Below are 19,942 nucleotides of genomic sequence, written 5' to 3'. Positions count from 1 at the left end.
ACATATGGGGGTCACTCCATAATCGAACCAACCTGACCCCAAATCTGACCACCAATTTTTCCCGATGCAGAGGAAAAACTGAAAACGCATCGGGAAGATTTTTCACGCTAACTTATTGAATCTGAATCACATAAGAATTCGCAAAGAGGCATGAAAACAAGAATTTGGCTCCTCTGACTGGATTCGAACCAGTGACATACGGATTAACAGTCCGCCGTTCTACCGACTGAACTACAGAGGAATCGCGAGAACGGGGCGAATACTAAAGGGGCCGGCCGCGTTTGTCAAAGTTCTTTTCAGCATTTCCCGCCAGATGGCCAGGAGATCGCCAGATTGCTGATTATCCGCGCAATTTCGCCTTATCCAGCGCCGCTTTCACGTCTTCAAAGCCCACTTAAAATGGCGACGCGCGCCACGTGGCGCTGTGCATATCGCATGTATCCGCCCTATGTCCATCGCGTGCCAACCCGGACTCACGACGCGGCCACAGGCCGCACAGGCTGTGTCCGCTTTATGACAAAAGGGACGGTCTTTGTTCACAACCCGGTGGCGAGTAGCCTGCCACTAAAATAATAAACATTATATTTCAATAAGTTATAATGTGTCGTCTTCTGGTACGTTCCCTGCTTAATAGAAAGGGTCAATCCACTAACAGGAGAATGCACATGGCTATCCGTCAATGCGCCATTTATGGCAAAGGTGGCATAGGTAAATCCACCACCACACAGAATCTCGTTGCCGCTCTGGCCGAGATTGGCAAAAAGGTAATGATCATCGGCTGCGATCCAAAAGCGGATTCCACCCGTCTGATCCTGCACGCCAAAGCGCAGAACACCATTATGGAACTGGCCGCCGAAGTCGGCTCGGTAGAAGATCTGGAGCTGGAGGACGTGTTGCAGATCGGCTATCGCGGCATCCGCTGCGCGGAATCAGGCGGCCCTGAGCCGGGCGTCGGCTGCGCCGGACGCGGCGTTATCACCGCCATTAACTTCCTGGAGGAAGAGGGCGCTTACGAGGAAGATCTGGATTTTGTGTTTTACGACGTGCTGGGCGACGTGGTCTGCGGCGGGTTCGCCATGCCGATCCGGGAGAACAAGGCGCAGGAAATCTATATCGTCTGCTCCGGCGAAATGATGGCGATGTATGCCGCCAACAATATTTGCAAGGGTATCGTCAAATACGCCAAAACCGGCAAGGTGCGCCTCGGCGGCCTGATCTGCAACTCGCGCCAGACCGACCGCGAAGATGAACTGATCATGGCGCTGGCGGACAAGCTCGGTACGCACATGATCCACTTCGTGCCGCGCCATAACATCGTGCAGCGCGCTGAAATCCGCCGTATGACGGTCATCGAATACGATCCGACCTGCGAGCAGGCCAATGAGTATCGCACGCTGGCCCAAAAAATCGTCGACAACAAAAAAATGATAGTGCCCACCCCGGTCACCATGGACGAGCTGGAAGCGCTGTTGATGGAATTCGGCATCTTGGATGTGGAAGACGAAACCATTATCGGCAAAACCGCGGCGGAAGAAGCGCAGTCGGCCTGAAACCGTAGGCGCAGGTCCCTGAGCCGGCAACGGCTGGCTTGGGTCAACTACCCTGATTATTATGTAAGGACATCGCCATGACCGATATAACCGGCGAACACACGCTGGCGCTGATTCAGGAAGTTCTGGAAGTCTTTCCCGAGAAAGCCCGCAAAGAGCGTGCCAAGCACTATATGCTGAGCGATCCGGAAATGGAAAGCGTTGGCAAATGCATTACTTCCAACCGTAAATCCCAGCCCGGCGTGATGACGGTGCGCGGCTGCGCCTACGCCGGCTCGAAAGGGGTGGTGTTCGGACCCATCAAGGACATGGCCCATATCTCCCATGGCCCCATCGGCTGCGGCCAGTATTCCCGCGCCGGCCGCCGCAACTACTATACCGGCGTCAGCGGCGTCAATGCCTTCGGCACCCTGAACTTTACCTCGGATTTCCAGGAAAAGGACATTGTGTTCGGCGGCGATAAAAAGCTGACCAAACTGATTGAAGAAATGGAAACCCTGTTCCCATTGACCAAAGGCATCTCCATCCAGTCCGAGTGTCCGGTCGGCCTTATCGGCGACGATATCGAGGCGGTGGCGCGGGAAATGCAGAAAAAACTCGATAAACCGATCGTGCCGGTGCGTTGCGAAGGGTTTCGCGGCGTGTCCCAGTCGCTGGGCCATCATATTGCCAACGACGTGGTGCGCGACTGGATTTTATCCAACCGCGACGATAAAGCGTTTGAAACCACCCCTTACGATGTGGCGATTATCGGCGATTACAATATCGGCGGCGACGCCTGGGCCTCCCGGATCCTGCTGGAGGAAATCGGCCTGCGCGTGGTGGCGCAATGGTCGGGCGACGGTACCCTGGTGGAAATGGAAAATACCCCCAAGGTGAAGCTGAACCTGGTGCACTGCTATCGCTCCATGAATTACATCTCGCGCCATATGGAGGAAAAATACGGCATTCCCTGGATGGAGTACAATTTTTTCGGCCCGACCAAGATTGCCGAGTCCCTGCGCAAAATCGCCGCGCTGTTCGATGCGGCCATCCAGGCCAATACCGAGGCGGTGATCGCCAAATACCAGGCGCAGACCGAGGCCGTTATCGCCAAATACCGCCCCAGGCTTGAAGGCAAGCGCGTGCTGCTGTATCTCGGCGGCCTGCGTCCGCGCCATGTGATCGGCGCGTATGAGGATTTGGGGATGGAAATCATCGGCAGCGGCTATGAATTCGCCCATAACGATGACTATGACCGTACGTTGCCGGACCTGAAAAAAGGGACGCTATTGTTCGATGACGCCAGTAGTTACGAGCTGGAGGAAATCATCAAGGCGCTGAAACCGGATCTTATCGGCTCCGGCATCAAGGAAAAATACATCTTCCAGAAAATGGGTTTCCCGTTCCGCCAGATGCATTCCTGGGATTATTCCGGCCCTTATCACGGCTACGACGGTTTCGCCGTTTTCGCCCGCGATATGGACATGACCCTGAATAACCCGAGCTGGACCCAGTTGACCGCGCCCTGGCTGAAAACCGCCTGAGATTGTTTGCCTGAAGCCTGAACCCGCCGGTTCACAGATTTGTGGCGCGGGAGGAGAGAATCATGAGTCAGAGTGTAGAAAAAACCAAGGCCTGCTATCCGCTGTTCGAGCAAGCGGAATACCAGGCGCTGTTTACCAGCAAACGCGAGCTGGAAGAGGCCCACGGCGAAGCCCGGGTCAAGGAAGTATTCGAGTGGACCACCACCCGGGAATACCAGGAGCTGAACTTTAAGCGCGAGGCGCTGACCATCGACCCCGCCAAGGCCTGCCAGCCGCTGGGCGCGGTGCTTTGTTCGCTCGGTTTCGCCAATACGCTGCCCTATGTGCACGGCTCGCAAGGCTGCGTGGCGTATTTCCGGACCTATTTCAACCGCCATTTCAAGGAGCCCGTGGCCTGCGTATCGGATTCGATGACCGAGGACGCGGCGGTGTTCGGCGGCAATAATAACCTGAACAACGGCCTGCAGAACGCCCATGCGTTGTATAAGCCGCAGGCCATCGCCGTCTCCACCACCTGTATGGCGGAGGTGATCGGCGACGACCTGAGCGCCTTTATCGCCAATGCCAAGAAAGACGGCTTTATCGACCCCGCGGTGCCGGTGCCTTATGCCCATACCCCGAGCTTTATCGGCAGCCATATCACCGGCTGGGATAATATGTTCGAGGGTTTTGCCCGCGAATATACCGATAAAACCGACGCCCGTGATTACCAGCCCGGCCGTAACGGCAAAATCAACCTGGTGGCCGGTTTTGAAACCTATCTCGGCAATTTCCGGGTGCTGAAACGCATGATGGATCAGATGGGCGTCGGCTACAGCCTGCTGTCCGATCCTTCCGACGTGCTGGACACCCCGGCGGACGGCGAATACCGCATGTATGCCGGCGGCACCACCCAGGATGAAATGCGCGACGCGCCGAACGCCATCGATACCCTGCTGCTGCAACCCTGGCACCTGCTGAAAACCAAAAAAATGGTGCAGGAAAACTGGCGGCAGCCCGCCACGCCGGTGGATGTGCCGCTGGGGCTGGAAGCCACCGATCGGCTGCTGATGACCCTAAGCCGGCTGACCGGCAAGCCGATTCCGGACGCCCTGACGCTTGAGCGCGGCCGGCTGGTGGATATGATGCTCGATTCCCACACCTGGATCCACGGTAAAAGCTACGGCCTGTACGGCGATCCGGATTTTGTCATGGGCATGACCAAATTTCTGCTGGAACTGGGCTGCGAGCCGACGGTGATCCTGTGCCATAACGCCAATAAACGCTGGCAGAAAGAGATGAAAAAGGTGCTGGCCGCGTCGCCCTATGGTCAGGAAAGCGAGGTGTATATCAACTGCGATCTGTGGCATTTCCGTTCGCTGATGTTTACCCGCAAGCCGGATTTCATGATTGGCAATTCCTACGGCAAGTTTATCCAGCGCGATACCCGGGCCTTGGGCGAGCAGTTTGAAGTGCCGTTGATCCGCATCGGCTTCCCGATTTTCGACAGGCATCATCTGCATCGTATCTCCACCTGGGGCTATGAGGGCGCCATGACGGTATTGACCACGCTGGTCAACGCCACACTGGAAAAACTGGATCGCGATACCATGAAAATGGGCAAGACCGATTATAACTTCGACCTGATCCGCTGACCGGCCGGTCCAGGCGCGTCCTGGGCCGCCCTTTGGGAGAAAGCCGCTATGCCGAGTGTGTTATTCAGTGAAAAGGGCGCCGAACTGTACTGCTATATCGCCAAGCAGGATTTGGAAGCGCGGGTGGTGCGTATTGAATTTGACGATGCCGACTGCTGGGGCGGCATGTTCGAGCTGGAGGGCGGCAAGTCGTATTATATCTTTCCACAGCCGGGGAAACCGCCGTTCCCGGTGCGTTTACGCGCCAGTAAAAATGCCGGCTAAAACCATGGCAACAGGAGCCTAACGATGAATGTCGCAACCGACGATCCTTTATTCTGGCGTTTATTCGCCCTGGCGCAGACCTTGCCGCAGATGGCGCCCAGGGAACTGGTGCTTTGGCTGGAGAAAGCCGCGGGTGAGGCGTTGACGCCGGCCCGTCTTGCCCAGCTTCCCCTTGACGCCCTGGCGCGGGAATTTCCGGCGGGCAGCGGGAAGCCAACGCTCGCGCTATGGCAGGTGGTGATGTCCTGCCTGTCCGGAACGCTGCCGCAGCACCTTACCACCTCGCCGGAGCGGGCGCAGCCGTTGCAACTGCGCGTCGCCTTTGCCTCCAGCGACGGTCTGATGGTGGACGGTCATTTCGGCCAGAGTAAGCTGTTCTTCATTTACGCTTTTGACCACCGCCTGCCTTTTCTGTATCAGGTGCGCCGTTATCGCGACACGCCGGATGCGCGGGAAGAGGGTAATGAAGCGCGGGCCAGGATGATAAGCGATTGCCATTTGCTCTTTTGCGAGGCCATCGGCGGTCCGGCCGCGGCCCGGGTTATCAGGAACAATATCCACCCGATAAAAATCAAGCCGCCGATGCCCATCGGCCAACAACTGCAGGCATTGCAAATCATGCTGGCGGGACGGATCCCGCCCTGGCTGGCGAAAAGGATGGGTAAAACGCAACCCTTTACGCAACCCGATTTAACAGTGTAACCCTATAATAATTTTACTTTCAGTTAGTTAGCCATTGCGCATCTGCGCATCTGCGCAGTGGCGAGTTCATTTACACACTTTCCGCTAGAAAGATAGCCATAATATTTTCATTGCCGGGGATGCTTGCCATCATCATTGGTGTTATGCCATTTTTATCCATGATATTTATATCAATAAGCCGTTTTTGCAATAGCGCCCGAACTATGGCTTCATTACGCATGGCTACAGCAATATGCAATGCGGTCCGGCCCTTCGCATTACACCGGTTCACGTCGAGATCGGGTGAGGTAAGAAATAATTTCACAATATCCAATCTTTTTTCTATTATGGCTTTGCACAATGGGTTATAACAACCGTCACGACTGTTGATATCGATGTTGTTGTGCTTAACGATGCTTTCCACAGTGGGGAAATCATGCAATATCGATAAATATAAAACCGAATGGCCCTTGTTATTAATTAAGTTGATATCATTTCGGCCGTCATTTATAAGATGCTTCATCTTATATTTTTTCCCCCCTATTATTGCATGAAATAAGGCGGTGTTCCCATCGCAATCCTGAATATTGACATTGATAAGGTTGCTTTTTAGCAAACTTGAGACCTGGGCTGTCGTGCCGTATTTAACCGCCAGCACCAACGCAGTCATACCGAACTCGTCTTTGCAATTGATATCAACGTCCGTGCGTTTCATCAAACTGTTGATGGCCTCTTTATTTCTTATGATAACGGCCGCCATCAACACGGTCCTGCCGTGCCTGTAAGCTTTATTGGCTGACAAAATATTATTGCTGACGCAAAGCAAGGCGACGGCAAAAATGGCCGGGTGGTCTATTTCATAAAACATATCTGAGGATTGTTGAAACCATGATGGCGTAAAATAGGTCTCTATGTGGTCAATGGTCGAGTTGCATATGGCAAATTTAATCATGTTCACATCAAGCTTATCGACGATATGTTCCTTCCTTAGCACGGCCAAATCAAGAGGGAATTGCTTACCATTGGATTTTTGTTCAACCCAATATAATCCTTCGACGAATTTTATCTTTACATTCATCGTCTCCATCGCCAGCCTGATTTTAAAATAACATTGGCTTAAGTCCTGTGTTTCTAACTGAGCCGCGATGGCGCTACAAAACATATCCGGGTATTCCAAAAGATATTTATTTGTGCTGTTGCTGACTTTAATGCAATCTGTAAGCTTGAGGTAAGGGTGGTGATTTTGCAGGTAGTCGGTGATGGCTTTTAATAACTCATGACTGAAAACATTATCATTCCCACGCAGTTTTTTTTTAAGATTGCACAGATGTTTTCATATATGCCAGTGCCTAAAAAAATGATTATTTTTCCCAGAGTGACCTTTTGTTCCAGCTCTTTCATCAGTCTACAAAGAGAATTTTCAGCCTCAATGAGATTATGTTGCTTGATAATCTTGTTGTCATCCGGGTAATCAATGCCCCAAGGCGTGTCCCGCAATAGGTGGTAATAGGCGTTAACGTAACTTTCGTTATCATATTTACCATGAGTTTGAATAACATAATCAAAAATCACTTTTCTGATAAAGTCTATTTTTATCTCCCATATTTTTTCATAGATAGCCCCTTTGACCATACTGTTGATTTTTTCATAGAAGGCGGGAATGACATTTAATGCTATCGCCAAGCCTTGATCTATATTGGAAAACATCCTTGCTAAAATTGGGGGTATGCGACGATCGTTTTGTTCGGCGCTCAGCTGATGTAAACCCAGCAGATAGAGGCCGAGATCGTGATAAACAATTGATTTCAACTCGTCAAGGAAATAATCGCATAAGGAAAGTTGGACGATGAATGTATCGATTATCTTGTGCAAATCAACTGACGAATTCGCCCGGTACGCGAGCTGATGCAGCGAATCGCTGATCCAGCTGATATAGACGTAGCCAGGATGCCCTCTTTCGTATTCTGCGAGATTTGCATAATGCGGCGCAGGGGGAGGTAGGGCGTGATTGGCGGGGTAGGGATAAGGTGGCGGTGGGCTTGCGGAGGTGGTCGCTATGCCATGATGTGAATTTAATAGCATGGATATGGTTTTATCGCAGTGATTTTCTATTGGCATAAATCCTCGTTTTTTTACCAGGTGATAATAGAAGCGGCAGGCAATCTCAGCCATAACTGCCTTATTAATTTACGTTACTAATATTCAACCCTATGTCAATTCGTCGTAATTCCATTACGGGTTTTAGCAAAATAGCGACCCGGCGAGGCGTGGCGGCCAACGCGGTCAAGACGTGCGGGCCTATTTGCGCCGTTGTCTGGTTTGTCGTATTTGCGACAAAGAAAATTTGTTTTAAAACAATAAGTAAAGAGTGGCCTCGGAATTGCAATAATTGTTAAACAACGCCGCTTAACCGAGAAGTCAGGATGAATAATAATGAACTCGCCGCCCTGTTTGTTGAACCCGCCTGCGGACACAATGGTAAACAGAAAGCCGGTTGTACACCGCCCAAACCGGGATCCACCGCCGGCGGCTGCGCCTTCGACGGTGCGCAGATTACGCTGCTGCCGGTAGCGGATGTGGCGCACCTGGTGCACGGCCCGATTGGCTGCGCCGGCGGCTCCTGGGATAACCGCGGCAGCCGCAGTTCGGGACCGGCGCTTAACCGGCTGGGTTTCACCACCGATTTAAGCGAGCAGGATGTGATTATGGGGCGCGGCGAACGCCGGCTGTTCCATGCCGTCAGGCATATCGCCGAGCGCTATCATCCCGCGGCGGTGTTTATTTATAATACCTGCGTGCCGGCCATGGAGGGCGACGATATCGAGGCGGTCTGCCGCGCGGCTTCGGCGGCGGCGGGCATACCGGTGGTCGCCGTCGACGCCGCCGGCTTTTACGGCAGCAAAAACCTGGGCAACCGCATCGCGGGCGAGGTGATGCTGCGCCAGGTGGTGGGGCGGCGCGAGCCGGCGCCGTGGCCGGTGAATTATCCGGTGCCGGAGGCCCGGGGCCATAACATCTGCCTTATCGGCGAATACAATATCGCCGGCGAATTCTGGCGGGTGCTGCCGCTGCTTGATGAGCTGGGGGTGCGGGTGTTGTGCACGCTCTCCGGCGACGCCCGTTTCGCTGAAATCCAGACCATGCACCGCGCCGAAGCCAATATGCTGGTCTGCTCCCGCGCCCTGATTAACGTTGCGCGCAAGCTGGAGGAGCGTTACGACACGCCCTGGTTCGAGGGCAGCTTCTACGGTATGCGCGAAATGTCGGCCTCCCTGCGCCAGATGGCGCGGTTGCTGGACGACCCTGATCTTAGCGAGCGCATCGAACTGCTTATCGCGCGCGAAGAGGCGGCGACCCAACGGCGGCTTGCGCCCTGGCGCGAACGGCTGCGCGGCAAACGGGTGTTGCTGTATACGGGGGGCGTGAAGTCCTGGTCGGTGGTCTCGGCGCTGCAGGATTTGGGGCTGGAGGTGGTGGCCACCGGCACGCGCAAATCCACCGAGGAGGATAAGGCGCGCATCCGCGCGCTGATGGGCGAGGATGCGCTGATGCTTGACGAAGGCAATCCGCGCCTGCTGCTGGATACCGCCTATCGTTTTCGCGCCGACATGATGATTGCCGGCGGCAGGAATATGTACACCGCCTATAAAGCCCGGCTGCCGTTCCTGGATATCAACCAGGAGCGCGAGGAGGCCTTCGCCGGCTACAGCGGGATGGTTAATCTGGCCGAGGCGGTGTGCCGTACGCTGGAAAGCCCGGTATGGACGCAGGTGAACCAGGCTGCGCCATGGCGGATAAAAGGCTGAGGAGAAGGTCATGACACAGGTTGTCCGTTCGCTAAAACCGCTTGCCACCAGCCCGATTAAAAGCGGCCAGCCGCTGGGGGCCATCCTGGCCGCGATGGGGTTGGAAAGCTGTATTCCGCTGGTGCACGGCGCCCAGGGCTGCAGCGCTTTCGCCAAGGTATTTTTTATCCAGCATTTCCATGAGCCGGTGCCGCTGCAATCCACCGCCATGGAGCCCATCACCACTATCATGGGCGCCGACGATAATATTTTCACCGCGCTGGAAACGTTATGCGAGCGCAATACGCCGCGCATTATCGTCCTGCTCAGCACCGGCCTGTCGGAAGCCCAGGGCAGCGATCTGACGCGGGCGGTGGCGCTGTTCCGTGAACGCCGCCCCAGGTACCGCCAGGTCGGCATCCTGACCGTCAGCACGCCGGATTTTTACGGCTCGATGGAAAACGGCTATGCCGCGCTGCTGGAAAGCGTGGTGCAGCAATGGGTGCCGGCGGCGCCGTCGGCGGGGATCCGCGTCAAACGGGTGAATATTTTCCTAAGCCATATGTTTACCCCGGGCGATCAGGAACTGATCCGCAGTTATGTCGAGGCGTTCGGCCTGCAGCCTGTGATCCTGCCGGACCTGACGCAATCCATGGACGGACACCTGGCGGCGGGCGATTACAGCTCGCTCACCCAGGGCGGCACGCCGCTGCGCCTGATGGAACAACTGGGCCAAAGCGTCGCCACGTTTGTGATAGGCGTTTCGCTCGCCAGGGTGGCCGCGCTGATGGAACCGCGCGGACGCGGCATCTGCGTGCGTTTGCCGCATCTGATGACCCTGGCGCAGATGGATGACTTTATCGGGCAACTGCACCGGCTATCCGGGCGCGAGGTGCCGGCCTGGATTGAGCGGCAGCGCGGACAACTGCTGGACGCGATGATCGATTGCCATGGCGAACTCCAGGGCGGGCGTATGGCGTTGGCCGCCGAGGCGGACCTGCTGCGCGGCTGGGGCGATTTCGCCGTCAGCCAGGGCATGAGCGTGGTGAACGCGGTGGCGCCGGTCAACCAGCCCGGGCTGGCCGCGCTGCCGGTGGAAAAGGTTATTATCGGCGATCTGGAGGATCTGGCGGATTTGCTGGCCGCGAGTCCCGCCGATATGATCATTGCCAATTCCCACGCCGCCTCTCTGGCGGAGCGTCTGGATATGCCGCTGGTGCGCACCGGCTTTCCCCTCTACGACCGCCTGGGCGAATTTCGCCGAACCCGCCAGGGCTACGCCGGCATCCGCGATACCCTGTTTGAACTGGGCAACCTGATGCGCCATCGCCATCATCATCAGCCGGTATACCACTCGCCGCTCAAACAACAATTTCCCGCCGTCTCACCCGCGCAGGACGCCGGCTTATGAATAACTTCCAGCGCAATCTCACCGTCACCACCGGCTCCGACTGGGCGCTGCGCGTCGCGTTCGCCAGCACCGACCTGCATCTGGTCAACCAGCATTTCGGATCCACCCCCCGTCTGGCGATTTACGGCGTCAAACCCGACCAGGTGACGCTGCTGCAGGTTACCGAGTTTATCGTCCAGCCGGGACATGACCTGGATAAGCTGGGATGCCGCATCGCCGCGCTGGATGGCTGCCTCTCCCTGTACTGCGTGGCGGTGGGGGAAAGCGTGTTCCGGCAACTGCTGCGCATCGGGGTTAGGGCGATAAGCGTGCCGGCCACCACCGCCATTGACCATTTGCTCACGGAGATCCAGCGGAACTGGGATGCGCCGATTGTGCGGCGTCATCAAGAAAAACGCGATCCCGGGCGCTTCGAGCGTTTCCAGCAGGAGTGCCGCTGGGAGGAAGAGTAGCGCTGGATTGTGTCAATTCCCTGACAAAACCGACAACCAACCCCGACACGTGCGGGGTTTTTCATGCATGCCGGCACGCTATCTTATTGAATTAATGACAAAGATGTGACTGGCATCACATTTGCTCATGATTAACTACCCCTCTTGCGGAGCGACATCATGATTCAGATTGAAGCGCAAGCCTTGCAGCACCTGCTTTTATTACGCCGGCAACTGGCCGAACCCTGCGCCGGCCTGCGTCTGCGGCTTGAAGGCGACGCCTGTCAGGGCTGGCGGGTTACCCTGGAATGGGGGGCGGCGCAACGGGAAGACGAGTACCGCGTCGATTATCAGGGACTGGCTTTGCTGGCGGCTATCGCGCACTGGCCCTATTTACAGGGCGCGACGCTTACGGCGGGCGCCCGGGACCAGGATCAGGGCATCTGGATAGAGATTAAGGCGCCGGCCTGCCACTGCGACAACCAGGCCTGCCCATCATAACCGGAAGTCAGCTACGGCATTCACCCGGGGTATCGCAAAGCATCGCCCCGTGAACTGGAGAAAAATGTATGTGGAACTATTCAGAAAAAGTTAAAGACCATTTTTTTCATCCGCGCAATGCCAAAGTCGTCGAACAGGCGAACGCGATAGGCGACGTCGGCTCGCTGAGCTGCGGCGACGCGCTGCGCCTGATGCTGCGCGTCGACCCGGTGACGGAAATCATCGAAGAGGCGGGTTTCCAGACCTTCGGCTGCGGCAGCGCCATCGCCTCATCCTCGGCCCTGACCGAACTGATTATCGGCCGTACCCTGACCGAGGCGGCGCAGTTGACCAATAAGCAGATAGCCGATTACCTTGACGGCCTGCCGCCGGAAAAGATGCACTGTTCGGTGATGGGCCAGGAAGCGCTGCGCGCGGCCATCGCCCAGTTCAGGGGGGAGGCGCCCGACGCCGATCACGAAGAAGGGGCGCTGATCTGCAAGTGCTTCGGCGTCGACGAAGGCCATATCCGCCGCGCGGTGCTGGAAAACGGCCTGACCACCCTTGAGGATGTGGTCAACTACACCAAGGCCGGCGGCGGCTGTACCTCCTGCCATGAAAAAATCGAGCAAACCCTGGAACAAATCCTGAACGCCCGCCCGGCGGCGCGGGCCAACGGCCTGGCCGCGCCCATACCGCGGCCGCGTGATGAAAACTGGCTGGCGGTCGAGGAGGTGATTGCCGGCCTGCGTCCGCATATCCAGGCCGATGGCGGCGATATGCGTCTGCTCGGCGTCGATGATAAACAGGTGACCGTTTCGCTGTCCGGCAGTTGCAGCGGCTGCATGATGACCGATATGACCCTGGCCTGGCTGCAGCAGAAGCTTATTGAACGCCTGGGCCGGTTTATGCACGTGGTGGCCGATCCGGCCACGGTCTCCATCAGTGAAGTTGAATGAGGTACGCCGATGAAAGCTGTTTATCTGGATAATAACGCCACTACCCGTCTGGACCCGATGGTCCTGGAAACGATGATGCCGTTTCTCAGCGAACATTACGGCAACCCGTCCTCCATCCATGATTTCGGCCAGCCCGCGGGCATTGCGCTTGCCAAGGCGCGGGAACAGGTGGCAACCCTGCTCGGCGCGCGCCACGACAGCGAGGTCATCTTCACCTCCTGCGCCACCGAGGCGACCTCCACCGCCATTTTATCGGCGGTGGAAGCCTGCCCCGGACGGCGGGAAATCATTACCAGCATCGTGGAGCATCCCGCGACGCTTGCCGTATGCGAACATCTCGAGCGCCAGGGTTATGTCATTCACCGCCTGCCGGTGGACGGCGCGGGGGCGCTGGATATGGCCGCCTATCGCGCGGCGCTCAGCGACCGCGTGGCGCTGGTCAGCATCATGTGGGCCAATAACGAGACCGGCGTGGTGTATCCGGTGGCCGCCATGGCGGACCTGGCCCATGAGCACGGCATACTTTTCCATTGCGACGCGGTGCAGGCGGTGGGCAAGCTGCCGGTGGCCGTCGGGTCGACCGCCATCGATATGCTGTCCTGCTCGGGCCATAAGTTCCATGGCCCCAAGGGCATCGGCTGTCTGTATCTGCGCCGCGGCACCCGGTTCCGTCCCTTGCTGCGCGGCGGCCACCAGGAACGCGGACGGCGCGCCGGCACTGAAAACATCGCCGGCATCGTCGGCATGGGCGCGGCGGCGCAATTGGCGGACATTCATCTGCCGATGATGGACAGCCAGGTTTCCCTGATGCGCGACCGTCTGCAGGACGGCATTCTCAGCGCCATCCGCCATACCCTGGTGATGGGCGGCGATCAGCCGCGCACGCCGAACACGGTAAACATCGCCTTTGAATATATCGAAGGCGAGGCCATTCTGCTGCTGTTAAACCATGTCGGCATCGCCGCCTCCAGCGGCAGCGCCTGTACGTCCGGCTCGCTGGAGCCGTCCCACGTGATGCGCGCCATGGGCATTCCCTATACCGCCGCCCACGGCACCATTCGTTTTTCGCTATCCCGCTATACCCGTGAAAAAGAGATTGAATACGTCTTGGCGCAACTGCCGCCGGTTATTGCCCAGCTACGCGCCTTATCGCCGTACTGGCAGGGCGATCGTCCGCTGGTGGCGGAAAACGCCACTTTCGCCCCGACCTATGGTTAACCCGGGGAGATCAGGCCGATGACCGCAATCGTTGTCAACGACACGACGCTTCGCGACGGCGAGCAAAGCCCCGGCGTGGCGTTCAGCGCCGGGGAGAAGGTGGCCATTGCCCTGGCGCTGGCCGGGGCCGGGGCCGGCGAGCTGGAGGTCGGCACGCCGGCGATGGGCGATGAGGAGTGCCGGCGCATAGCGCTGGTGCGCCGGGCGCTGCCGCGCCACACCCTGATGTCGTGGTGCCGGTTAAACCGCCAGGAGATCCGCCTGTCGGCCGATCTGGGGCTGGACTGGGTGGATATCTCGCTGCCGGCGTCCGGGCCGATGCGCGACTATAAGCTGCGTATGACCTGGCCGCAGCTGGCCCATCAGCTGTCGGACCATATCGGCTACGCGCGGGCGCTGGGGCTTAAGGTCAGCGTCGGCTGCGAGGACGCCTCGCGCGCCAGCGACGAGGAACTGCGCCAGATCGCCCTGGTGGCCGCCGACGCCGGCGCGCTGCGGCTGCGCTTTGCCGATACCCTGGGCGTGCTCGATCCCTTCACCACCTTTGATCGCATAGCCGCGTTACGGTGTCACTGGCATGGCGAAACCGAAATGCACGCCCATAACGATTTGGGGCTGGCGACGGCCAATACGCTGGCGGCGGTGCGGGCCGGGGCCTCCCATGTCAATACCACGGTTCTTGGGCTGGGCGAGCGCGCGGGCAACGCAGCGCTTGAAAGCGTGGCCATGGCGCTGGACGCCTGCCTGCATATCGAAACCGGTATCCGCCTCGACAGCCTGCCCGGTCTTTGCGCGCAGGTCGCGCTGGCGGCGCGCCGTTCGATTGACCCCCAGCAGCCGCTGGTCGGGGAGCAGGTGTTTACCCATGAATCGGGTATTCACGTGGCCGGATTGCTGAAAAACCCCGCCTGCTACCAAAGCATCGACCCGGCGCGGCTGGGACGCGGCCATCGGCTGGTGCTGGGCAAGCATTCCGGACGACACGCGATAGACCGTATTTACGGCGAGCTGGGGTATTCGCTTACCGGCGGCCAGGTGGAGCAACTGCTGCATGCGTTGCGCGCGCGCGCCGAGGTGTGGAAGCAAATCCCCTCCGACGAGCGGTTGCGCTGTCTTTACGCCGAATTATTCGGTTTGCCCGGGCCGGATTTCGGCCTGGCCTGTTGCGCGGGAGGATAGGATGGAGTGGTTTAGCACATTACCCGGCGTCGATGAGCTTGAATCCGCCGAGGCGTTTTTCGCCTATTTTGAACTGCCCTGCGATCCGGCGGTGATCCGCACGAAACGCCTGCATATCATGCATGATTTCCATCAACGCCTGGCGGGGGTAATCGGCCTGCCGCTGGCCGATTTGCCGCCGGGAGACGCCGGAGAACTGCGGCGCGTCAGGGCGTACTGGTCGCTGGCGAGAAGCCTGCTGGACGAGAGCTATCGGCACTTTGCCCAGGGACGGCTGGCCGAGCGGTCCGGGCTGTCGGTTTACCAGCGCCACAAACGCTGCTTTACTCCCTGGAGCGGATTAACGGAGGTGCATCCTTGAAACCCACCTATGATTTCGGCGACCGGGTGCGGGTCATCCGTTCGCTGCGCAACGACGGCACCTTTCCCGGCCAAGAACGGGGCGCCATGCTGGTGCGCAAGGGCAGTATCGGCTACGTGCGCGAATGGGGCACCTTTTTACAGGATAATATTATTTACCAGGTGCATTTTGTCGAGGAGGACCGCATCGTCGGCTGCCGCGAGCAGGAGCTGATTTCAGGCTCGGCGCCCTGGATTGCCGGGCAGTTCCAGTTCGGCGACTGGGTCAGCGCCGCGCTGCCGCTGGGGATTAACGGCTCGCCGGTGGTGACGGAAGGACAGGTGGGGCAGATTATGGATGAAATCCGCGATGTCCAGCCCATGGCCTATGTGGTGCTGTTCGAGGGACGGTTGTTCCGGGTGCCCGAAATGGCGCTGGTTCCCCGGGTCTGTGAACCTTGAGCGACGCCCCGGCCTTTCGTCGCGGCGGCACGCATCGCAACGCGGGCAAACCTATCGACCCCCAGGAAAATCGAATGGAAAAATGGCAGGTGTTTTCCCGTTTAAAACTGGCGTTGGCGCTGTATAACACGCCGCCGTGGTTATTAACCGCCGATAGGCTTGCGGAATTCGAGCCGCGCTATGCCCGCCAACTGCTGCTGGAGAGCCGGATCGTGGCGCGGGCCGCGCCGCTTGGCCTGCGCGCCACCGAAAACGATATCCGCGCGGTGGTGGCGGATCTCGATCAGCGCCTGGACCATGCCGCGCTGCAGCCACGGCAGTTGGCGGCCATAGGACTGGACGCCAAGGGGCTTTACCAGGCCATGACGCATGAGGTGCTGCTGGACAAGGTGCTCGAACACGTGGCGCAGCAGGCGCCGGCGCCCACGCCTGTGGAAGTGGCGCAATGGTACGCCGACCATCGGGATAAATTCATGCGTCCGGAGCAGCGTGAATGCAGCCATATTTTATTGACGGTGGATGAGGATCAGCCGGGCTGCGAGCCGGATCGGGCGGCGCATCGCATCGCCGTGCTGCACCAGAGCCTGCGCCGCGACGCGGGCGATTTCGCCAGGCTGGCGCAGCGCCATTCCGAATGTCCCACCGCGCTCGATGGCGGCAATCTGGGCTGGGTCAGTCGCGGCCTGTTATATGCATCCCTTGATAAAATCCTGTTTAACCTGCCGGCGCGGCATATCAGTGACGTTGTCACTAGCCCCATGGGACTGCATATCCTCTACTGCCGGGATATTCGCCCGGCAGCGCCGATCCCGCGGGAGGAAGCCATGAATGCCGTTGAAACCCGGCTCCGGGCCAAAGCGCGCCAGGATTACCAGCGCCAGTGGCTGGAATCGCTGGCGCGGGACGACCGGCCGCCTCCGGCGGCGCGCTAAGCCGGCAGGCTATGGCGAGCCGGCCGGCAAGCTGATGACCCGATGCGCCGGAAAGGCGGCACGCGTGGCATGGCGTTATGGCTGTGTCGCCTCCGGCGGTCTGGATCGCATGCTTGCGACATACTCCTGCGCCGCGGTTTCCAGCCACCGGCAAAAAATGTCGGCCTTGCGGTTTTGCTTCCGGCGCCGCAGGGCCACGTAGTCGAGACCGCTGTCGATAAAGCCGAACGGGGCGATCAGTCGTCCCGACGCCACATCTTCCGCCACCAGCGGCCAGGGGGATATCGATACGCCCAGCCCCGCGATAGCCGCTTCCAGCATAAAATAAAAATGCTCGAACTCGGCCGCGCCTTCACCGGCCGCGGCGATACCCGAACGCGCGCTCCAGTCAGACCAGGCGCTGCGCCGGGAAACCGTGTGCAACAGCGCCGCCGGCCATGGCTTTCCGGCGACAAGCCGGACTGACGGCGCATGGACCGGGCCGAATTTCTCGCTGAACAAAGAGATGACGTCGACGCCCGGCGGCCAGGGCGCGCGGCCTACTCTGATTGCCACGTCGACATTATCCCTGATGGGATCCGCCGAGGTGCCCGCCGAGTTCAGGCGTACCTCGACCCGGGGATGATGCGCGTTAAAGTGATGCAAGCGCGGTATCAGCCAGCGCATGGTAAAAGTGCCGGGACATGAAACGTCAAGCGTGCCCTCATCGGTATCCGCAATCTGCTGTACGGCCAGATCCAACTGATCAAAGGCGGAGGTTAAGGCCGGCAACAGCCGGCATCCCGCCTCCGTCAGCGTCGGCGCATGTTTCGGACCGGCGAACAAGGCGACGCCAAGCCGGTTTTCCAGCTGTTTAACCTGCCTGCTGACGGCGCCGTGCGTGACGCACAGCTCCTCAGCCGCCAGTTTCATCAGTCCCAGCCGCCCGGCCGCTTCAAAGGCCTTGAGCGCGTTCAGCGAAGGAATGCGTCGTCTCATTGTGATTTTTTCTCACATAGCTCGTCGCCAAAAGTCGATTAACAACCATCTAATCAGGAAGTAGGGTGGTATGCAAAAGAAAGGTTCAATGACAGGAGGAGGCCGTATGGGACAACAGATGTGGCAGAAGGTGAATGATTATCTTAACCGCCTGCTGATCCCGGAAGATCCGATCCTGCGGCGGGGCGCGGCGGAAAACCGCCGGGCGGGCCTGCCGCCCCAAGATGTCGCCCCTAACCAGGGCAAAGTGCTGTTTATATTTGCCCGTAGGGTCAGGGCCAGGCGGATTATGGATGATGCCCGACCCCTGCGCCCGCATTATCCCGCAGGAGAAACGTATGCCACAAGATGATTTTCGCCTCACCACGGCTGAACAACTGGAGGCGTTGTACGGCGCGGTAGCGCCTCCCTCGATAATCAAGGAAACGGATTATATTCACCCGGCCTACCGGCCGTTTATTGAAGCCGCGCCGTTCGCGGTGCTGGCAACGGCGGGCAGCGGCGGCCTGGATGCGTCGCCGCGCGGCGATCCGGCCGGATTTATTCATATCGAGGACAGCCGCACGCTGCTCTTGCCCGACCGGCGCGGCAATAACCGCATCGACAGCCTCAGGAATATCGTCGAGGACCCGCGCGTCGCGTTATTATTCCTGATCCCGGGCATCGGCGAAACGCTGCGGGTCAACGGCACGGCCGACATCAGCGTCGAACCGGCGCTGCTGGCGCGTTTCGCCGTGGCGGGCAACCCGCCGCGAACGGTGCTGCGCATCAGGGTGCAAAGCGTGTTCTTTCAATGCAGTCGCGCCGTCATCCGCTCGCGCCTGTGGGATCCCGCCACGCAAATCGCGCGCGACAGGCTACCCAGCGCTGGGGCGGTGCTGAAAGATATTTCCAACGCCGGCATTGATGGGGACGCCTACGACCAGGCCTTGCCGGACCGGTTGAAAAAGACGCTTTACTGAATCAGGCGGATACGGGACGCAGCTTACGACACGCCGCCCGGCGGGCGTGAGTCTGGATTAACCCGAAGTGTAATTCGGGATATGAGCCACAATTTTCCCCGGTTGCCGGCGCATACTACGCTTAACCTCACAAAGTTAAGGGTTAAGCATTAAGCATGAAAAAAATCCTTTTATGCTGCGTTTCCGGCACTTCTTCGTCGGTGCTGGCCCGCAGAATGCAGGCCCTTGCCGCGGCCAAGGGCCTTCCTGTCCAGGTCAGCTTTGTCGATCTGGAGCATATCGGCGATACCTGCGCCGACTACGACTGCCTGCTGCTGGGGCCGCATATTCAGTACAAACTGAATGAAATCGTCGGCATCTACAACTCGCCGTCCAAGCCGGTCGCCATTATCCGCAGCATTGACTACGGCATGATGGATGTGGAGAAAATCCTGCACGACGCCCTGGTGATGCTGGACGGGTCGACCCCGGCATAGCCGGGCTCCCGCCGGCGGCGTTAAAGCGCGGCTTTCACCAGGCTGACCCAGGTTGCCACCCGCTCGGCGCTCAGGTCGGCCTGGTTATCCTGGTCCAGCGCCAGTCCGACGAATTCGTCGCCGTCAAGCGCCGCCGACGCGCTGAAGACATACCCTTCCCGGGGCCAGGCGCCGACGACATTGGCGCCCGCGTCCGAGACGATATCGTAAAGTTCACCCATGGCGCTGACAAAATTATCCGGATAGGCCTCCTGGTCGCCCAGACCGAACAGCGCCACGGTTTTGCCGCTTAAATCCGCCTGCGCCAGGGTATCGGCGAATTCCGCCCAGGATTCGCTCTGGCATTCCGCCTCCAGGCCCGGCAACTGGCCGTCGGCAAGCGTCGGCGTGCCGAGGATCAGTATCGGGTAGGCGAGCAGATCCTCGAGGGTGGCGCGGTTGATGTTTTTCGGTTCGTCCGCTTCGCCGTCAAACTGCTGATGGATCAGCTTGGCGATCTTGCGGGTTTTGCCGGTGTCGGTACCAAAAAAAATGCCGATCTTAGCCATACGAATGTTCCCCAATTGTTAACCTTGTCAAAAAATACCCTGGCTGGCTGGCTGGCTGGCTGGCTGGCCCGCCCGCCGGCGCGTCATGCCGGATTACCCGCGGTCCGCCGCCGCCCTGCCGGGAGCG

General features: G+C 58.7%; 22 protein-coding genes and 1 tRNA gene. 18 read left to right on the top strand and 5 right to left on the bottom strand.

Annotated features, from left to right (window positions below):
* Nucleotides 1–165: 165 nt before the first annotated feature.
* Nucleotides 166–241, bottom strand: a tRNA-Asn gene (locus VGC33_RS20605).
* A gap of 424 nt (nt 242–665) precedes the next feature.
* Here VGC33_RS20605 and nifH point away from each other — a divergent pair.
* From nifH to VGC33_RS20580, 5 genes are all read left to right on the top strand, one after another.
* Nucleotides 666–1,550 carry a nitrogenase iron protein gene (gene nifH, locus VGC33_RS20600; protein ID WP_331122638.1) on the top strand — a complete coding sequence of 295 codons (885 nt, stop codon included), beginning with the start codon at nt 666–668 and terminating at the stop codon, nt 1,548–1,550.
* A 77-nt stretch (nt 1,551–1,627) separates the two neighbouring features.
* Entirely contained in the window at nt 1,628–3,076 is a 1,449-nt protein-coding gene (gene nifD, locus VGC33_RS20595) for a nitrogenase molybdenum-iron protein alpha chain (protein WP_331122637.1), read from the top strand.
* A gap of 62 nt (nt 3,077–3,138) precedes the next feature.
* On the top strand, nt 3,139–4,710 hold the full coding sequence (gene nifK, locus VGC33_RS20590; RefSeq protein ID WP_331122636.1) for a nitrogenase molybdenum-iron protein subunit beta: 1,572 nt from the start codon (nt 3,139–3,141) through the stop codon (nt 4,708–4,710).
* A 48-nt stretch (nt 4,711–4,758) separates the two neighbouring features.
* Nucleotides 4,759–4,974, top strand: a complete 216-nt coding sequence (nifT, locus tag VGC33_RS20585) for a putative nitrogen fixation protein NifT (protein WP_331122635.1) — start codon at nt 4,759–4,761, stop codon at nt 4,972–4,974.
* A gap of 24 nt (nt 4,975–4,998) precedes the next feature.
* Entirely contained in the window at nt 4,999–5,676 is a 678-nt protein-coding gene (locus VGC33_RS20580; protein WP_331122634.1) for a NifB/NifX family molybdenum-iron cluster-binding protein, read from the top strand.
* Between the two features lie 70 nt (nt 5,677–5,746).
* Here the strand turns inward: VGC33_RS20580 and VGC33_RS20575 are convergent, their stop codons facing one another.
* Both VGC33_RS20575 and VGC33_RS20570 read right to left on the bottom strand, forming a co-directional pair.
* Complete coding sequence (locus VGC33_RS20575; protein WP_331122633.1) at nt 5,747–6,817, bottom strand: ankyrin repeat domain-containing protein; 1,071 nt, start codon at nt 6,815–6,817, stop codon at nt 5,747–5,749.
* A gap of 104 nt (nt 6,818–6,921) precedes the next feature.
* The gene (locus VGC33_RS20570; RefSeq protein WP_331122632.1) at nt 6,922–7,827 is read right to left on the bottom strand and encodes a hypothetical protein; all 906 of its coding nucleotides are present in this window, start codon (nt 7,825–7,827) and stop codon (nt 6,922–6,924) included.
* A gap of 251 nt (nt 7,828–8,078) precedes the next feature.
* Between VGC33_RS20570 and nifE the strand changes: the two genes are divergently transcribed.
* The 10 genes from nifE (at nt 8,079) to nifM (ending at nt 16,851) form a co-directional block, all read left to right on the top strand.
* A complete protein-coding gene (nifE, locus tag VGC33_RS20565) occupies nt 8,079–9,461 on the top strand; it encodes a nitrogenase iron-molybdenum cofactor biosynthesis protein NifE (RefSeq protein ID WP_331122631.1) in 1,383 nt (460 codons plus the stop codon).
* 10 nt (nt 9,462–9,471) lie between these two features.
* Complete coding sequence (gene nifN / locus VGC33_RS20560) at nt 9,472–10,851, top strand: nitrogenase iron-molybdenum cofactor biosynthesis protein NifN (protein ID WP_331122630.1); 1,380 nt, start codon at nt 9,472–9,474, stop codon at nt 10,849–10,851.
* Entirely contained in the window at nt 10,848–11,303 is a 456-nt protein-coding gene (locus VGC33_RS20555) for a NifB/NifX family molybdenum-iron cluster-binding protein (RefSeq protein ID WP_331122629.1), read from the top strand. Before nifN ends, VGC33_RS20555 begins: the two co-directional genes overlap by 4 nt.
* Before the next feature lie 159 nt (nt 11,304–11,462).
* The gene (locus VGC33_RS20550; protein WP_331122628.1) at nt 11,463–11,783 is read left to right on the top strand and encodes a hypothetical protein; all 321 of its coding nucleotides are present in this window, start codon (nt 11,463–11,465) and stop codon (nt 11,781–11,783) included.
* A 68-nt stretch (nt 11,784–11,851) separates the two neighbouring features.
* Nucleotides 11,852–12,721: a Fe-S cluster assembly protein NifU gene (gene nifU, locus VGC33_RS20545; RefSeq protein ID WP_331122627.1), complete on the top strand. Its 870-nt coding sequence runs from the start codon at nt 11,852–11,854 to the stop codon at nt 12,719–12,721.
* Nucleotides 12,722–12,730: 9 nt separating this feature from the next.
* A complete protein-coding gene (gene nifS / locus VGC33_RS20540; RefSeq protein WP_331122626.1) occupies nt 12,731–13,939 on the top strand; it encodes a cysteine desulfurase NifS in 1,209 nt (402 codons plus the stop codon).
* Between the two features lie 18 nt (nt 13,940–13,957).
* Nucleotides 13,958–15,118, top strand: a complete 1,161-nt coding sequence (gene nifV / locus VGC33_RS20535; protein ID WP_331122625.1) for a homocitrate synthase — start codon at nt 13,958–13,960, stop codon at nt 15,116–15,118.
* Nucleotide 15,119: 1 nt separating this feature from the next.
* A complete protein-coding gene (locus tag VGC33_RS20530) occupies nt 15,120–15,479 on the top strand; it encodes a nitrogenase-stabilizing/protective protein NifW (RefSeq protein ID WP_331122624.1) in 360 nt (119 codons plus the stop codon).
* The gene (locus tag VGC33_RS20525) at nt 15,476–15,919 is read left to right on the top strand and encodes a nitrogen fixation protein NifZ (protein ID WP_331122623.1); all 444 of its coding nucleotides are present in this window, start codon (nt 15,476–15,478) and stop codon (nt 15,917–15,919) included. Before VGC33_RS20530 ends, VGC33_RS20525 begins: the two co-directional genes overlap by 4 nt.
* Nucleotides 15,916–16,851: a nitrogen fixation protein NifM gene (gene nifM, locus VGC33_RS20520; protein ID WP_331122622.1), complete on the top strand. Its 936-nt coding sequence runs from the start codon at nt 15,916–15,918 to the stop codon at nt 16,849–16,851. Before VGC33_RS20525 ends, nifM begins: the two co-directional genes overlap by 4 nt.
* Nucleotides 16,852–16,926: 75 nt before the next feature.
* Here the strand turns inward: nifM and VGC33_RS20515 are convergent, their stop codons facing one another.
* A complete protein-coding gene (locus VGC33_RS20515; RefSeq protein WP_331122621.1) occupies nt 16,927–17,829 on the bottom strand; it encodes a LysR substrate-binding domain-containing protein in 903 nt (300 codons plus the stop codon).
* A 106-nt stretch (nt 17,830–17,935) separates the two neighbouring features.
* Between VGC33_RS20515 and VGC33_RS20510 the strand changes: the two genes are divergently transcribed.
* From VGC33_RS20510 to VGC33_RS20500, 3 genes are all read left to right on the top strand, one after another.
* Entirely contained in the window at nt 17,936–18,181 is a 246-nt protein-coding gene (locus tag VGC33_RS20510) for a hypothetical protein (RefSeq protein ID WP_331122620.1), read from the top strand.
* Nucleotides 18,168–18,791 carry a pyridoxamine 5'-phosphate oxidase family protein gene (locus VGC33_RS20505; RefSeq protein WP_331122619.1) on the top strand — a complete coding sequence of 208 codons (624 nt, stop codon included), beginning with the start codon at nt 18,168–18,170 and terminating at the stop codon, nt 18,789–18,791. The genes VGC33_RS20510 and VGC33_RS20505 overlap by 14 nt, the downstream gene beginning before the upstream one ends.
* 155 nt (nt 18,792–18,946) lie before the next feature.
* Nucleotides 18,947–19,267 carry a PTS sugar transporter subunit IIB gene (locus tag VGC33_RS20500; protein WP_331122618.1) on the top strand — a complete coding sequence of 107 codons (321 nt, stop codon included), beginning with the start codon at nt 18,947–18,949 and terminating at the stop codon, nt 19,265–19,267.
* Nucleotides 19,268–19,287: 20 nt separating this feature from the next.
* Here VGC33_RS20500 and VGC33_RS20495 read toward each other — a convergent pair whose 3' ends face one another.
* Nucleotides 19,288–19,815, bottom strand: coding sequence for a flavodoxin (locus VGC33_RS20495; protein WP_331122617.1), 528 nt, complete (start codon nt 19,813–19,815; stop codon nt 19,288–19,290).
* Nucleotides 19,816–19,942 lie beyond the last annotated feature (127 nt).

Source organism: Acerihabitans sp. (assembly GCF_036398755.1).
Classification (GTDB): Bacteria; Pseudomonadota; Gammaproteobacteria; order Enterobacterales; family Enterobacteriaceae; genus Acerihabitans.
The sequence above is the reverse complement of the archived record's forward strand: the minus strand, read 5'-3'. Positions and strand labels throughout refer to the sequence as shown.